The sequence below is a fragment of the Streptomyces sp. NPDC057137 genome, from assembly GCF_042670825.1.
GTDB lineage: Bacteria > Actinomycetota > Actinomycetes > Streptomycetales > Streptomycetaceae > Streptomyces.
The window spans coordinates 159,456-172,875 of the sequence record NZ_JBHUUW010000005.1; the positions used below are offsets into that span (position 1 = coordinate 159,456).

Here is a 13,420-nt window from a genome sequence, read left to right on the forward strand (position 1 = left end):
GGTACGGCGCGGTAGCCGCCCCCTGCTCGTGGCCGGCGTGACGAGCGGCGAGCAGGGGGCAGCCCTTCGAACCGCTCCCCAACTGGCGCAGAGGCGAGGAGCGACGCTTCGAAGTTAGCGTTTGCTGTGCGTGCGTATCAAGTGTGTACCCTCTAACGAGTGATACGGAAACCACCAACGGGCGGCCCCACCTGTCCAGGTGGGGCCGCCCGTCGTGAACACGCCTCGGGTCAGATGAAGTTGTGGGTCACGAGGCTGGCGCGGGGCGCTCGGGGCCTACCAGTAGGTGGCCGGCCCCGCGAGGACCCAGCCCTCGTCGGTGGGCTTGACCCAGAAGCTCAACTCCACCTCGATCACCCGCGCGCGGTAGGCGATCTCGATGCCGACATGGCTGTCGGTGTAGCTCCAGCGGAAGTCCGCGAGATCGAGTTCGCCGAGCCAGGACAGGTCCCGCTCCCACCCGTCGGCGGCGGAGCTGCCGCTCGCATCGACGGAGGCGGTCCACAGCGACTTGAGTACATGCCGGACCGGGTAGTGATCGACGAGTTGTTCGGCCTCAGGGATCCGCCCCGCCCGGAGGAGGCCGAAGTAGCTGCGAAGGACCGCTTCGACGTCGGTCTTGCCAGGGCACTCCGTCCAGATCCTCATCGCGAAATGATAAGAGTTCGGCGCCGCCACGGGCGTCCGGGTTGTCAGGCGCGGTCGTGGAGGGTGATCTGGTAGCCGTCGGGGTCGGCGAAGGTGAATGTCCGGCCGAAGGGGCCGTCGATCGGTGCGGAGACGATGGTGTGACCGTCGGCGACGAGAGCGTCGTGGATGGCCTGGACGTCGGTGGCGTGGAGCCAGATCGCGGCACCGATGCCGGGCTGGGCGACGGACGCGAGATCGGTGCCGGGAATGATGTCGCGGAGTGCGAACGCGATCGGCTTCGTCTCGAAGACGACGGCGTGCGGGGGTCCGGCCTGCGAGCGGACGAGGCCGAGGTACTGCTCGTAGAACGCCTGCGAAGCGTCGAGGTCGCGGGCCTGGAGCGAGATGAAGTCGGGGCCGGTGGCGGGCATGATGATGCTCCTTCTCTTCGTGTCAGATTCCTGACACAGACCAACGTATGTCAGAATACTGACATGAGTCAAAACGACGCCGGCGTCGACCTGGACATATCACTGGGCTACCTGCTGAAACAGGCTTCGAGCGCCCTGCGCGCAGCCATGGAGGAGGTGCTACGGCCACTCGGGATGACCGTGACGCACTACTCCTGCCTCGAGCTGCTGGCCCAACGGCCGGGCCTGTCGAACTCCGAGCTCGCGCGGGGCGCGTTCGTGACACGGCAGTCGATGAACGTGCTGCTCCAGAACCTGGAACGGGACGGATACGTGACCAGGCCCGCGGAGGCACCCGTCGGGAAGGTCCTTCCCACGCGGCTCACGCCTCGCGGCCGACGGAGCCTGGAGAAAGCCTCCGCGGCGGTACGGTCCGTCGAGGTCAGAATGCTGGGAGGCATGACCGAGGCCGAGCAGTCAGGCGCGTTCCAGATCCTGCAGAGCATGATCCATTCCCTGCGCGACGGAAACGACGGCACATAGCCCGCTCCCCCGTGCACGTCTCGCAGCGGGCGGCCCCACCTGCGCCGGTGGGACCGCCCGCTGTGAACGCGCCTTGCGTCAGGCGAGGTTGTCGAACTCGCCCTCCTTGGCCCCGTCGAGGAACGCACGGAGCTTGGCCCGGGAGGTGCGGATGACCACGCCGGGGTTGTCGCTCTCACGCATCAGGATCTCGCCGTCGTGCTCGGCCAACTCCAGGCAAGCGTCGGCCTCGTCGTCTGCGGACTTCGAGGACTTGCGCCACTGAATTGCCATCGTTCTCACGCCTCCATCGTTGTCGTGTGATCTCACGGATGAAGTCCCGCGAACGCTCGACATAGAGCGTCTCGCAGGCACCGGAAACGGGCAACGGGCGGCCCCACCTGCGCCGGTGGGAACCGCCCGTTGCGAACGCGCCTTGTGTCAGGCGAGGTTGTCGAACTCGCCCTCCTTGGCCCCGTCGAGGAAGGCACGCAGCTTGGCCCGGGAGGTGCGGATGACCACGCCGGGGTTGTCGCTCTCACGCATCAGGATCTCGCCGTCGTGCTCGGCCAGTTCGAGGCAGTTGTTGCCCTCGGCTGTTGTCGATTTCGACGACTTACGCCATTGAATGTCCATACTTCTCACGCCTTCATACTTGTTGTGCGATCTTTCGAATGAAGTCCCGTGAACGCTTGGGATCGAGCGAACGCTCCTCGGTCCGGTCCAGTGCGGCCCGGTAGTTCACGAGATGCGTCTCAGCATCCAGGAATGCGGGCCCGTTCGTCGTGTCCGTCTGCACGGTGTCGAGCTGCGGGACGGGGCCGAAAACGTATTGCGTCGAACCACCAGTGTCCACGAAACCGCCCGCCGAGAACGGAATGGCCCGGACCGTGACGTTCTCGCGTTCGGACTCTTTCAGCAGGTAGTCGAGCTGGCCGCGCGCCACCGCGGAGCCGCCGAAAGTCATGCGCAGCGCGGCTTCATGAATCAGAAACGTGAACTCGGGGGGATTCTCCCGGTCCAGGACATCGCGGCGCTTCAACCGGTGCGAAAGTTGACGTCGCTGCCTTGTGACGCTCGGCGGAGGGACCGCCTCGGCCAACACGGCGCGCACGTAGTCCTCGTTCTGCAGCAGCCCCGGCATGGAGAGCATCTGCACACACCGGACGCCGACGGCGTGATGCTCCAACTCGGCCAAGTCCAGCGCACCGCTGGCGAGGTCGCCGCGATAGTCCTCCCACCACCCGGTGATCCGCTCCGCCGCCATCGCGGCGAGTGCATCGACGTACGCGGCGTCGGGGCACGCGTAGTGGCCGGCCCAAGTGCGTACCCGCTCAGGGCTCACGCCGAAGCGGCCCGATTCGGTGTTGCTGATGGTGGTGCGGTCGGTGCCCAGCACCTCGGCGGCCTGGGTCATGGAAAGGCCGGTGTGCTCCCGGATCTTGCGTAGCTCGGTACCCAAGCGGCGCTGTCGTGCCGTGAGTGCCTTCCTCGGTGCCATCGGCCTCTCCTCTTGTCGGGTCTCAGTCTGGCCTGCCAGCCACATCACAATCCACTTGGTTACCCACTATATCGAGCTGGGTACAACACGTTATGGATACAGGCTACTGTCCTCTCAGCACCGCGCCACGCGTCAGCGGCTCGAAGTGCCGCTGCACAAGCGCGCCCAAGTCCGGACCCCACGTTGGGAGACGACGACATGACGCCCGCCACCCCCACCCCAACCCCCGCACCACCCCAACCCCCTCAGGGCGGCGAGACCTACCGCCTCGCCGTACCCAACACCGCCGCCGCCCCAAAAATCGCGCGGGAATTCCTCGACACGCTCCTCCGCGTCAGCCGGCACGACGCCCTCGCCGACGACGCCCGCCTCTGTGTAACCGAGCTGGTCACGAACGCTCACCGGCATACACAGACCCACCGGATCGGGGTGACGGTCGCCGTCAACCGGAAGCGGATCACGGTGTACGTGACGGACGACGCGCCCTGGTCCCTGCCCGTACCCAGCACCGTCCCCACCGAGCGCGAACTCGGCTGCGGGCAGGGCGTGTTCCTGTTGGACAGCGTCGCCGAGGCGTGGGGGTCGACCATCTACGGGGGCCTCTCCCCCAGCCACAAGGCCGTCTGGTTCACCCTCGCGCGAGCGGGGACGGCCGCGTAATGGTCACGGAACTCACCGGACCGTACGGGGACTTCGTCCTCATCGCCATCATCCTCGGCGTGATCGCCGCCGGGCTCTCGATCCATCTCGATTAATCAAGTTTGACTAGCTGACGGAACGGGCATACGCTTCGAGCGAGCGATCTAGTCAAGCTTGACCAATGAAGCACGGGAGACAGAGTATGCCCCTTCTGCCCGACACCGGTTACACCCCCACCCCGGACGAACTCGCCTCCATCGAGGCGTGGTTCGCCGCGTACGACGCCCACAGCGCCAAGCGGGACATCGCGCGGATGGCGGACGTCGCCGTCTTTCCGCTCAATCTCATCAGCGACAACTCGGCCGGCGACGGGGCCTCGGCCCAGTGGGACAGGGAACAGTTCGTCGCGACGATGACCCATGTGATGGGCGACGGCGGAGACGGGGACCTGACGTTCGACTCCGTACGTACGCCCGTCTTCCTCACGTCCGCGATGGTCGTCGTCTTCACCGACTCCACGATGACGACGGCCGGGGGCGAGACCCAACAGCTGCGCTACGCAGACGTGTTGATCAAGCGGAACGGCGAGTGGGCGTTCCAGACGATGATCCAGGGCGGCTGGGGCGACAACCTCAGCTGAGCTACAAGGATCCTCCGGCGGGCGCGCCCGCGAACCGGGTGATGAGGAAGTCGAGCCGTTCCTCCTGGACGTCCGGGGGGATACGGCCGCTGCCGGACAGGACGGCCATGCCGTGCAACGCGCTCCAGGTGACTTCGGCGACCAGTTCGCGCCGGTCGTCGTCCGGGCGGAAGCAGTTGACGAACTCGTCGAAGCAGGCCCGTAGCGCGGGCGGCGTCTCGGCGCTCGCGAACTTCAGGTCGGTGGGCAGGACGAACATGGCCTGGTACAGGGCGGGGCGCTCCGTCGCGAACTCCAGATAGGCGCCGCAGACGCCGCGCAGGGCCGGCCCCCGCCGGGATTCGGGCCCGGGGGCGGCCTGCCGTGCGCGGCGCAGCTGGGCGGCGAGTTCGGTGAAGCCGTCCATGGCGACGGCCCGCACGATGTCGTTTCTTCCGTTGAAGTGGCTGTACAGCACCGGCTGGCTGTACTCGACGCGTTCGGCCAGCCGTCGCGTCGTCACCGCCTCCCAGCCTTCGGCCTCCGCGAGTTCACGCGCGGCCGTGACGATCAGTTGGTGGCGGTGGGCGCGTTCGCGTTCGCGGCGCTCGCTGATGGCGGACATGACGACATTCTAGCAACGCTAGACATCCTGTCGAGGGCAGAGCTATCGTCGCTCCAGTTACTAGCGCCGCTAGGAATCGCTGCGGGCGCTGCCACCGGGAGGGGAATCAACCCATGCTCATCAACATCGCCAACGTGCTCGCCGGACTGATCGGCGCGGGCATCATCGTCATCGGCGTGCGCGCCTTCTGGGCACCGCAGGCCGCGGCCGGCTTCGGCATCCCCGACACGCCGACCGAGGACCGGAGCTTCCAGGCCTGGCTGACCGTCAAGGCCGTACGCGACATAGCCGCGGGCCTCTTCATCTTCATCCTGCTGGCCGGCGCGACACCTCACCTGCTGGGCTGGTTCATGCTGGCCGCCGCCTGCATACCGGTCGGCGACGCACTGATCGTGCTGCGCAGCAACGGGCCCAAGGCGACCGCGTACGGCGTCCACGGGGCAACCGCCGCGGTGATGCTGCTGATCAGCGTGCTGCTGCTCGTCGCGTAACGCGTAACCGCATCCCGCACGTGGCTCCCCGGGAGGCCGACGGCGACAGCGTCATGACCGACCACCGCCGGCGGCCAGCACCGCCTTGAGGCCTTCCCGCAGATCGTTGACGAAATACTCGGGGACCTCCAGCGACGGGAAATGTCCGCCGGATTCGGGCGACCTCCATCGGACGATCTGCCGGTACCGCTCCTGCGACCAGGCGCGCGGATACTTCTCGATGTCGCGGGGATAAATGGTGATCGCCGACGGGACGTCGACCCGGAGTTCGGGGTCGAGCGAGTTGTGGCTTTCGTAGTAGATGCGGGCCGACGACGCGCCGGTCCGGGTCAGCCAATACAGGGTGACGTCGTCAAGAACCCTGTCTCTGGAAATCGTCTCGAACGGGCTGTCCTCGGTATCCGTCCACTCGGCGAACTTGTCGAGGATCCAGGCGAGAAGCCCGACCGGTGAGTCGACGAGCGAGTAGCCGATGGTCTGCGGCCGGGTCGCCTGCTGCTTCGCGTACGCGGCGCGATGGCGCCAGAAATCGCGGGTCTCCTCGGTCCATCCGCGCTCGGCCGCCGTCAGCCCGTCCGTGGTCAACCCGGGTGGTGCCTCCGCGAACGTCGTGTGGATGCCGAGCACGTGCTCCGGGAACCTGCCGCCGAGAACGGTGGTGATATTGCCTCCCCAATCGCCGCCGTGGGCCAGGAACTTGCCGTAGCCGAGCCGTCCCATCAGTTCCACCCAGGCGGCCGCGATCTTTTCGGTTCCCCACCCGGTGGTGGCCGGCTTGTCGCTGTAACCGAAACCTGGCAGCGACGGGACCACGACGTGGAACGCCGGCGCGTCCGCGTCTTTCGGATCCGCCAACTCGTCCACCACATCGATGAATTCGGCGATGCTGCCCGGCCAGCCGTGCGTCAGGATCAGCGGAGTGGCATCCGCGCGCGCGGACCGGCGGTGCAGGAAGTGGATTCCCAGATCGTCGATGACCGTGCGGAACTGGCCGATCTGGTTGAGGCGCGTTTCGAACGACCGCCAGTCGTACCCGGTGCGCCAGTAGTGCACGACATCGACGAGGTCGGCGAGAGGAACGCCCTGGTCCCATCGGCGCGGGCCGGGCGCGGCGCGATGGACCGTCTCGGCTTCCGGCAGCCGCGCCGCGGCCAGTCGCGCGCGCAGATCGTCGAGATCGGTGTCAGTCGCGTGGGCTTCGAATGCTTGCACGTCGCTGGTCGGACGGGGCATGAGACCTCCTGGCATCGCGGAACCGTCTAAGACGGTTCTAACAGCTCTCGATGTCGGCGTGCAACCGGCTAAGGTGGTTCCATGCCTGCTCAGTTCCCGGAATTCCGTCTCGGTAAGGTGCTGGCGACCAGCTTCACGGGGACCCTGTCGGAGCGTCGCGGCAACGCCGTGGAGCGCATTCCCACGCCGAACCGACTGGTCGACTGGCTGACGGTGAGCGGCCTCGCCGTGGAGTCCTGCACCCCCGCCCAGCTCGAACGCGCCTGGGAGCTGAGGGAATCGATTCACGCCGCCGCGACAGCGGCCGCGGGCCGGGACCCCCTCCCCGCGTCTGCCGTCCAGGTCATCAATGACCGCAGCGCTCAGGGTCGGGCCGCGGCCGTCCTGACGCCCGAGGGCGATCGGCGATGGCGGCTTGGCCCGGCTTCCTCCGTGGAGGATGCCCTGGGCGTTGTCGCCGCCGACGCGATCAGCATCATCGCGGGCGAACGGGACGGAAAACTGGCCCTGTGCTCATCGCCGACGTGCCGAGCGGCCTTCTTCGACACCAGCCAGAGCCGCACCCGCAGATGGTGCGACATGAACACGTGCGGGAACCGCCAGAAGAAGGCGCGCTTCAATGCGCACAAGCAGGAGAGCCCCGGATCGGGTACGTAGTCGTTGCGCGTCATCTTGACTGCCGCATCACTCCCTATTTTCCTCAACGAGCATCGAGCAAGGTAGCTTGGGGTAATATTCGTACACATGGAGAGCGGTGAACGTGAGCTGTACTCGGTCGGCGAGGTCGCCGAGCGGCTGGGACTGCATGTGCGGACGGTGCGTAACTACGTCCGCGACGGGCGGCTGAAGGCCGTCCGGATCGGCAAGCAGTACCGCATCAGCCGGGCGGACTTCGAGGCCCTGACCAGCCTCCCGGAGACCGGGGAACCCGCCGCCGCCGACATTCCGCGCGTGCGGCACGTCGAGGTGTCGAGCATCGTGCAGATCGACTCGGTCGGACCGGAATCGGCGAGCCGGCTGAGCACTCTCGTCACGGCGAGCGCGCAGTCCGTACGGGACACGGCGGACTCCCTGCGTATCCAGGTGGTCTACGACAGCGAACGGGCCCGCATGAAGATCGTGATCCTGGGCGGCGCCGCCGACACCGCCGCTCTGCTGAACCTGATCGACGGAGTGCTCGGGCCGGGCAACGACCTGCTGCCCACCGAAGGATGGGAGACGGACCGTGCCTGATCTGCTCGTGGAGCACCACGGCGTACACGTGCTCGTGTGCGACGCCGACGGCGCGTCGATCGGCAGCGTCCAGGACGCCCTCGACCATCTGGTCGGCGCGGCCTACGAGGGCGCGGAACTGGTCGCGGTCCCGGCCGGGCGGTTCGACGACAGCTTCTACGATCTCAGCAGCGGCCTGGCCGGCGAGATTCTCCAGAAGTTCGCCAACTACCGGCTCCGGCTGGCCGTGGTGGGGGACATCTCGCACCATCTGCTGGCCAGCGCGGCCCTGCCCGATCTCGTACGGGAGGGGAACCGCGGCCGGGACATCTGGTTCGTGACCGACATCGACGAACTCACGGCGCGGCTCGGCAAGACCACCCCCTAGGAGCGGCGGTCCGCCTGGCGGGCACCGTCGGCGGGCGGCGAGTTCCGAGACGCTCAGCCGCGCCGGGCAGCCCGCTCGGCGGCCTCGCCGCGGGGATCGGTGCCACACCGGCCCAGGTCGCGCTCGCCTGGCTGCCGGTGTGACCCGATGAACGGCCCTGCCCCGTCACGACGGCGGCGGGTGACGGTGAGTTGGCGAGCTGGCAGCCGCGACCGCCGCCGCGGCGGTGTTACTCGCAGAACACCTGCACCACCCATCGACGTCTCAACCGAGGTGCATATCTGGCACCCCCAACATGGCACCCATGCACTTGCACATGACGCCACATTGGTGCCACTATGACGTCATGGACCTCACGCCGTATGTCGACAACCTCCGCCGCGAACTCGCGGTGGCCGCCGAAGCCGGCGGCGACGAAGCCCGCGCGCTGGCCGAGCGGCTCACCGCCCCCCTGGAGTCGGCGACCCGTCTGACGATGCTCAACGTGCTCTCCGCCGCGATGGACGAGATCACCCGTGAACTCGCCCCCGGCTCCGTCGACGTACGACTGCGCGGGCTCGACCCCGACTTCGTCGTGACACAGCCGGCGCGCGACGAGGCGTACGAGGCGTACGACAGGAGCGGGCCCGCCGAGCCGCTCAAGGCGCCGGCCCCGGCACCCGCCGACGGCGAGGACGGCGGCACCGCCCGCGTCAATCTGCGCCTGCCCGCCCATCTCAAGACGCGCGCCGAGGAGGCCGCGAGCCGCGAGGGACTGTCGGTCAACGCGTGGCTGGTACGAGCCGTATCGGCCGCGGTCGAAGGCGGTGGCGGCACCCCGCCACGTACGGCGGAGAAGCCCCGACCCACCCGCACCGTCGGACAGAGCTACACGGGCTGGGTGCGCTAGCCGCACCACGCCCCACCAGCAAGGACACCACCAAGACCCAAGAGGACGGGACAGCCATGCCTTCTTTCGACGCTCCTTTCGACACCCCCGAACCCATCTCCGCCACCACCCAGGTGGAGGCCGGATCCATCCGGTTCATCGCCGCCGACCGGCTCGACACCCTCGTGGAGGTGCAGCCCCGCGACCCGAAGAAGGACCAGGACGTCCGGACGGTCGAGCAGACCGAAGTGCGTTACGTGAACGGCCTGTTGACCATCAAGACACCCAAGCAGCGCTACCTCGTCGGCCGCACCGGCACCGTCGACGTGACGGTCCAGCTGCCCACCGGCTCACAGGTGGAGGTGACCGGCGCCTGGGCCCAGGTGCACGGCGAGGGCCGGCTCGGCAAGGTCCGTGTGAAGACCTCGTCGGGCGACGTCCGCCTCGACACCACCGGGCCGCTGGATGTGATCGCCTCGCACGGCAGCATCACCGTCGACCACGTCCAGGGGCCCGCCGAGATCACCACCAGCTCCGGCAGCCTGCGCGTCGGCACCGTCGACGGACCGGCCGTCCTGAAGAACTCGCACGGCACCACGACCGTCGGCGACGCCCTGGGCGATCTGCGCGTGAGCGGCGCCAACGGCGACATCCTCATCGAGCACGCCGAGGGCTCGGTCACCGCCACCACCGCGCACGGCGCCCTGCGCGTGGACGACGTCGCCCGCGGCACCGTTCAGCTGGAGACCTCCTACGGCGCCATCGAGATCGGCATCCGCCAGGGCACGGCCGCCTGGCTCGACGCCAGCTCACGCGCCGGACAGGTGCACAACGCGCTCACCGCCTCCGACAGCCCGGACAAGTCCGAGGACACGGTCGAGGTCAGGGCCCACACCCGCTACGGCAACATCGACATCCGCCGCGCCCGGTCCTGACCCGCCCAACTCCCCCTGCCGGCAGGACCACTTCACCCGGTCAGGATGGGCTCCCGGCGTCCAGCGCCGGGGCGAGCACCGCGAACGTCAGGTCCGTCAGGACCGCCGGGTCCTGCGTACCGTCGCTCTCGCTCCACCGTTGCAGCACCGTGTCGAACGCGGTGAGCGCCATCCCCGCCGCCAGCTGCGGATAGAGATCCGTCGCGGGATCGAGCCCCAGGCGGCGCCCCAGCTCAGCCGTCAGGTCGTCGCGCCACTGCGCCTCCCGCTCCAGCAGGCGTGCGCGCAGGGCGGGCGTACGGAGGATCAGCCGCACCACGCGCAGCGTCCGGTCGGCGTGGTCCGGGTGGTCGGCGGCGCACGCGGCCAGCGCGACCCAGACCGCGTGCCGCAGCGCGACGGAGGGCGGTTCCTCTGCGGGGCGGGCCGCCAGCTCCGCGTGGATGCCAGCGCCCAGGTCGGCCAGGAACTGGACGACCACGTCCTCCTTCGACGCGAAGTACCGGAAGAACGTCCGCTTGGACACTCCGGCGGTCGCCACGATCTCGTCGACAGTGACGACGTCGAACCCCTTCAGCGCCAGCAACTGCAGCGCCGCCTCGGTCAGCTCGTTCGAGACGAGCCGGCGCTTGCGCTCAGCCAGGGTGCCTTCGGATCGGGTACTCACCCGACAAGCGTAGCTCCGGCGGGTGTCCGCAGCAGGTACACGCTCGTCGCGTACAGCACCGCCGCCGAGCCGAAGCCCGGGAGTGCCGTCCACAGGGCGGGAGTTGACGTCAGCGGGGCCAGGACCGCGGCCGCCGACGCCGCCACGCACATCGCCGCGCCCGTCAGGTGGTACGCGCGGATTCCGAACAGACGGGCCAGCGGGAAGAAGTGGACGCCCACCACCACCGCGACGAACGCCGGGATCGCCTCCGTGTGGTCCGTCGCCACCAGCACGCGGGCGATGGCGTAGATGGCCACCCACTCCGCCACGACCACCAAGCCGAAGACCAGGCCCGCCTTCTTCTTGCGGTCGGCCGTCGGCTCGCCCTCCGTCGGGGCGTCGGCCGCCCTGCGGCCCATACGGAAGCCCAGTACGGCGAAGGTGACCGAGACGACCGCGCCGACCGCGAGCACCACGCGGCCCGCCGTGACGGGCATGTCGGTGACGCCGCAGGCCATCCAGCCGAGGCCGAAGAGGGCCATGACGCCGGCGCCGCTCGCGCGACCGCGCAGTTCGGCGCGGGATATGCCGGGGTGGGGGCCTGCGGCCGGGGCGGTGGTCATGGGGCGGTGTCCTTACGGGCGGAGAGGAATGCCTGCGCGATTGTGCCAGTAGTCCGGGCCGCCATGGTCCGGCCGCCGCGACGAAGAGCGGCGGGGCGTGAAATCCGCCCCGCCGCCCTCAGCCGTACCGGTAACTCCGTCGACTCGGTGCCTACTTGATGATCGTGATCCGGTCCGTCGCCGGCGGCGCCAGCGGCGCCTCGACCGTGGAGTTCGCCGCGAGGTAGGCGTTGAACAGGTCCAGGTCGGACGCGCCGACCAGCTTGTTCGTGCCCTGGCCCAGTGCCGCGAAGCCGTCGCCGCCGCCCGCGAGGAACTCGTTCATCGCGACGCGGTAGGTCTTGGCCGGGTCCAGCGCCTCACCGTTGAGCTTCACCGAGGAGGTGACGATCCGGTCGGCGCCGGTCTTGGTGTTGTCCAGCGTGTAGGCGAGGCTCTTCGAGATCTGGAGGATCTTGTTGGAGGTCGCGTTGGCGCCGCTGACCTGCTGCTGGAGCGCGGTGACGAGCTGCGCCCCGGTGAGGTCGACCACGTTCATCATGTTGGTGAACGGCTGGACGGTGAACGCCTCGCCGTACGTCACCACACCGTCGCCCTCGCTGCCCGACTGGGCGTACACGAGGTCGGCGCGGATACCGCCCGGGTTCATGAACGCGAGCTGGGCACCGCCCTTGTCGGCCGGGGCCAGACCCGCGAGCTGGGCGTCGGCGATGACGTTGCCGAGCGGCGTCTCGGGCGTGGTGGCACCGCGACCGTTGATGTCGGCGGAGATGAAGCCCTGCGGCGTACCGGCGATCGGCGCCGCGGTCTTGTTCCAGCGGGCGATCAGGTCGGTCATGTCCGTGGCCTTGGACTGCTCACGGGTGACCACGTGGTTGGCCGACTTCACCTTCGTACGGACGATGTCCTTGGTCCGCAGGTCGTAGGTGAGCGTGGTGTCCGTGTAGACCTTGCCGAACGACGAGGCCGACGTGACCATGCGGTCGTTGCCCGCCGGGTCGGGGAGCGTGCACGCGTACGCCTGGTGCGTGTGGCCCGTCACCAGCGCGTCGACCTTGGGCGTGATGCCCTTGGCGATGTCCACGATCGGACCCGAGATGCCGTCACCGGGGCCGGGGCTGTCGCAGTCGTAGTTGTACGAGGTCGAGGCCGGGGCCCCGCCCTCGTGGATCAGCGCGACGATCGACTTGACGCCCTGGCGGTCCAGTTCCTTGGCGTACTTGTTGACGGTCTCGATCTCGTCGTGGAACTTCAGGCCCTTGACGCCCTCGGCGGTGACGATGTTCGGGGTGCCCTCCAGGGTCACGCCGATGAAGCCGACCTTGACGCCGTTCTTCTTCCAGACCGTGTACGGCTTGAGGACCGGCTTCCCGGACTTCTCGTACGTGGCGTTGGCCGCCAGGTAGGGGAAGTCGGCGCCCTTGAACTTCTTGCCCTTCTCGAAGCAGCCCTCGACCGGGTGACAGCCGCCCTTCTGGAGGCGGGTCAGCTCGGCGGAGCCCTCGTCGAACTCGTGGTTGCCCACGGCCGAGACGTCCAGGTCGATCTTGTTGAGCGCCTCGACGGTGGGCTCGTCGTGGAACAGCCCGGACAGCAGCGGGCTCGCGCCGACCAGGTCACCGGCCGCGGCCGTGACGGAGTACGGGTTGCCCTTGCGCGCGGTGCGCAGCGAGGACGCCAGGTACTCGACACCACCGGCGGGGACGGCCTTGACCGTGCCGTCCGCCTGTATCTCGTTCACGTTGCCCGCGGAGCCGGCCGGCGGCTCCAGGTTCCCGTGCAGGTCGTTGAAGGACAGCAGCTGGACATCGACGGTGCGGGGCTTGGGGTGCCCGTGTCCGTCGCCGTGCCCGTGGCCGCGGTCCTGCGCCCCGGCGGCGGGCGCGGCGGCGGCGAGAGCGCCGAGTGTGGCAAGTCCGGCTACGGCGGCGAGCACCCGCCGTGCCGCGCGGTTTTTCTGCGGTGTCGCTGACATCGATCCCCTTGTTGCTTCCGCTTGTAAGTTCCGTGTGAGGGAGAACAGCTGCGAGCGGCAGCCTAGAGTCCACGCGCGTAGAGCAACAGGGGTGTTCTGG

19 protein-coding genes are annotated in these 13,420 nt (G+C 68.5%); 9 read left to right on the forward strand and 10 right to left on the reverse strand.

Translation table 11 applies throughout. The annotated features are described in order from the left end of the window. Positions 1–276: 276 nt before the first annotated feature. Positions 277–648, reverse strand: a complete 372-nt coding sequence (locus tag ACFT9I_RS06850) for a hypothetical protein (protein WP_382561528.1) — start codon at positions 646–648, stop codon at positions 277–279. A 44-nt stretch (positions 649–692) separates the two neighbouring features. Continuing rightward, the gene (locus ACFT9I_RS06855; RefSeq protein WP_382561530.1) at positions 693–1,061 is read right to left on the reverse strand and encodes a VOC family protein; all 369 of its coding nucleotides are present in this window, start codon (positions 1,059–1,061) and stop codon (positions 693–695) included. Positions 1,062–1,124: 63 nt separating this feature from the next. Here ACFT9I_RS06855 and ACFT9I_RS06860 point away from each other — a divergent pair, with 63 nt between their 5' ends. Beyond that, positions 1,125–1,583 carry a MarR family winged helix-turn-helix transcriptional regulator gene (locus ACFT9I_RS06860; RefSeq protein WP_382561532.1) on the forward strand — a complete coding sequence of 153 codons (459 nt, stop codon included), beginning with the start codon at positions 1,125–1,127 and terminating at the stop codon, positions 1,581–1,583. 78 nt (positions 1,584–1,661) lie between these two features. Here the strand turns inward: ACFT9I_RS06860 and ACFT9I_RS06865 are convergent, their stop codons facing one another. The 3 genes from ACFT9I_RS06865 to ACFT9I_RS06875 all read right to left on the reverse strand — a co-directional run bounded on the left by ACFT9I_RS06865 (position 1,662) and on the right by ACFT9I_RS06875 (position 3,063). Then, positions 1,662–1,856 carry a DUF397 domain-containing protein gene (locus tag ACFT9I_RS06865; protein WP_382561534.1) on the reverse strand — a complete coding sequence of 65 codons (195 nt, stop codon included), beginning with the start codon at positions 1,854–1,856 and terminating at the stop codon, positions 1,662–1,664. Positions 1,857–2,003: 147 nt separating this feature from the next. Continuing rightward, positions 2,004–2,198 (reverse strand): DUF397 domain-containing protein, encoded by a 195-nt coding sequence (locus ACFT9I_RS06870; protein ID WP_354605560.1) that lies wholly within the window; start codon positions 2,196–2,198, stop codon positions 2,004–2,006. Positions 2,199–2,211: 13 nt separating this feature from the next. Then, positions 2,212–3,063: a Scr1 family TA system antitoxin-like transcriptional regulator gene (locus ACFT9I_RS06875; RefSeq protein ID WP_382561535.1), complete on the reverse strand. Its 852-nt coding sequence runs from the start codon at positions 3,061–3,063 to the stop codon at positions 2,212–2,214. 198 nt (positions 3,064–3,261) lie between these two features. Between ACFT9I_RS06875 and ACFT9I_RS06880 the strand changes: the two genes are divergently transcribed. After that, the gene (locus ACFT9I_RS06880) at positions 3,262–3,723 is read left to right on the forward strand and encodes an ATP-binding protein (protein WP_382561537.1); all 462 of its coding nucleotides are present in this window, start codon (positions 3,262–3,264) and stop codon (positions 3,721–3,723) included. A 181-nt stretch (positions 3,724–3,904) separates the two neighbouring features. Further along, complete coding sequence (locus ACFT9I_RS06885; RefSeq protein WP_382561539.1) at positions 3,905–4,342, forward strand: nuclear transport factor 2 family protein; 438 nt, start codon at positions 3,905–3,907, stop codon at positions 4,340–4,342. A 1-nt stretch (position 4,343) separates the two neighbouring features. Here ACFT9I_RS06885 and ACFT9I_RS06890 read toward each other — a convergent pair whose 3' ends face one another. Then, positions 4,344–4,946 (reverse strand): TetR/AcrR family transcriptional regulator, encoded by a 603-nt coding sequence (locus ACFT9I_RS06890; protein WP_382561541.1) that lies wholly within the window; start codon positions 4,944–4,946, stop codon positions 4,344–4,346. Between the two features lie 113 nt (positions 4,947–5,059). Between ACFT9I_RS06890 and ACFT9I_RS06895 the strand changes: the two genes are divergently transcribed. Then, positions 5,060–5,437: a DUF4267 domain-containing protein gene (locus ACFT9I_RS06895; RefSeq protein ID WP_382561543.1), complete on the forward strand. Its 378-nt coding sequence runs from the start codon at positions 5,060–5,062 to the stop codon at positions 5,435–5,437. A gap of 51 nt (positions 5,438–5,488) precedes the next feature. Here the strand turns inward: ACFT9I_RS06895 and ACFT9I_RS06900 are convergent, their stop codons facing one another. After that, entirely contained in the window at positions 5,489–6,670 is a 1,182-nt protein-coding gene (locus ACFT9I_RS06900; RefSeq protein ID WP_382561545.1) for an epoxide hydrolase family protein, read from the reverse strand. 81 nt (positions 6,671–6,751) lie between these two features. On the opposite strand from ACFT9I_RS06900, the gene ACFT9I_RS06905 reads away from it, so the two are divergent. From ACFT9I_RS06905 to ACFT9I_RS06925, 5 genes are all read left to right on the forward strand, one after another. Continuing rightward, positions 6,752–7,327 (forward strand): CGNR zinc finger domain-containing protein, encoded by a 576-nt coding sequence (locus ACFT9I_RS06905; RefSeq protein WP_382561547.1) that lies wholly within the window; start codon positions 6,752–6,754, stop codon positions 7,325–7,327. Between the two features lie 87 nt (positions 7,328–7,414). Beyond that, a complete protein-coding gene (locus ACFT9I_RS06910) occupies positions 7,415–7,903 on the forward strand; it encodes a helix-turn-helix domain-containing protein (RefSeq protein WP_382561549.1) in 489 nt (162 codons plus the stop codon). Further along, the gene (locus ACFT9I_RS06915) at positions 7,896–8,270 is read left to right on the forward strand and encodes a DUF4180 domain-containing protein (protein ID WP_382561551.1); all 375 of its coding nucleotides are present in this window, start codon (positions 7,896–7,898) and stop codon (positions 8,268–8,270) included. Before ACFT9I_RS06910 ends, ACFT9I_RS06915 begins: the two co-directional genes overlap by 8 nt. Positions 8,271–8,616: 346 nt before the next feature. Continuing rightward, positions 8,617–9,159: a hypothetical protein gene (locus ACFT9I_RS06920; protein ID WP_382561553.1), complete on the forward strand. Its 543-nt coding sequence runs from the start codon at positions 8,617–8,619 to the stop codon at positions 9,157–9,159. Between the two features lie 56 nt (positions 9,160–9,215). Next, a complete protein-coding gene (locus tag ACFT9I_RS06925; protein ID WP_382561555.1) occupies positions 9,216–10,073 on the forward strand; it encodes a DUF4097 domain-containing protein in 858 nt (285 codons plus the stop codon). 40 nt (positions 10,074–10,113) lie between these two features. Here the strand turns inward: ACFT9I_RS06925 and ACFT9I_RS06930 are convergent, their stop codons facing one another. From ACFT9I_RS06930 to ACFT9I_RS06940, 3 genes are all read right to left on the reverse strand, one after another. Further along, on the reverse strand, positions 10,114–10,740 hold the full coding sequence (locus ACFT9I_RS06930) for a TetR family transcriptional regulator (protein ID WP_382561557.1): 627 nt from the start codon (positions 10,738–10,740) through the stop codon (positions 10,114–10,116). Continuing rightward, complete coding sequence (locus tag ACFT9I_RS06935) at positions 10,737–11,345, reverse strand: DUF7010 family protein (protein ID WP_382561559.1); 609 nt, start codon at positions 11,343–11,345, stop codon at positions 10,737–10,739. The genes ACFT9I_RS06930 and ACFT9I_RS06935 overlap by 4 nt, the downstream gene beginning before the upstream one ends. Before the next feature lie 151 nt (positions 11,346–11,496). After that, positions 11,497–13,320, reverse strand: coding sequence for a bifunctional metallophosphatase/5'-nucleotidase (locus ACFT9I_RS06940; protein ID WP_382561561.1), 1,824 nt, complete (start codon positions 13,318–13,320; stop codon positions 11,497–11,499). Positions 13,321–13,420: the final 100 nt, after the last annotated feature.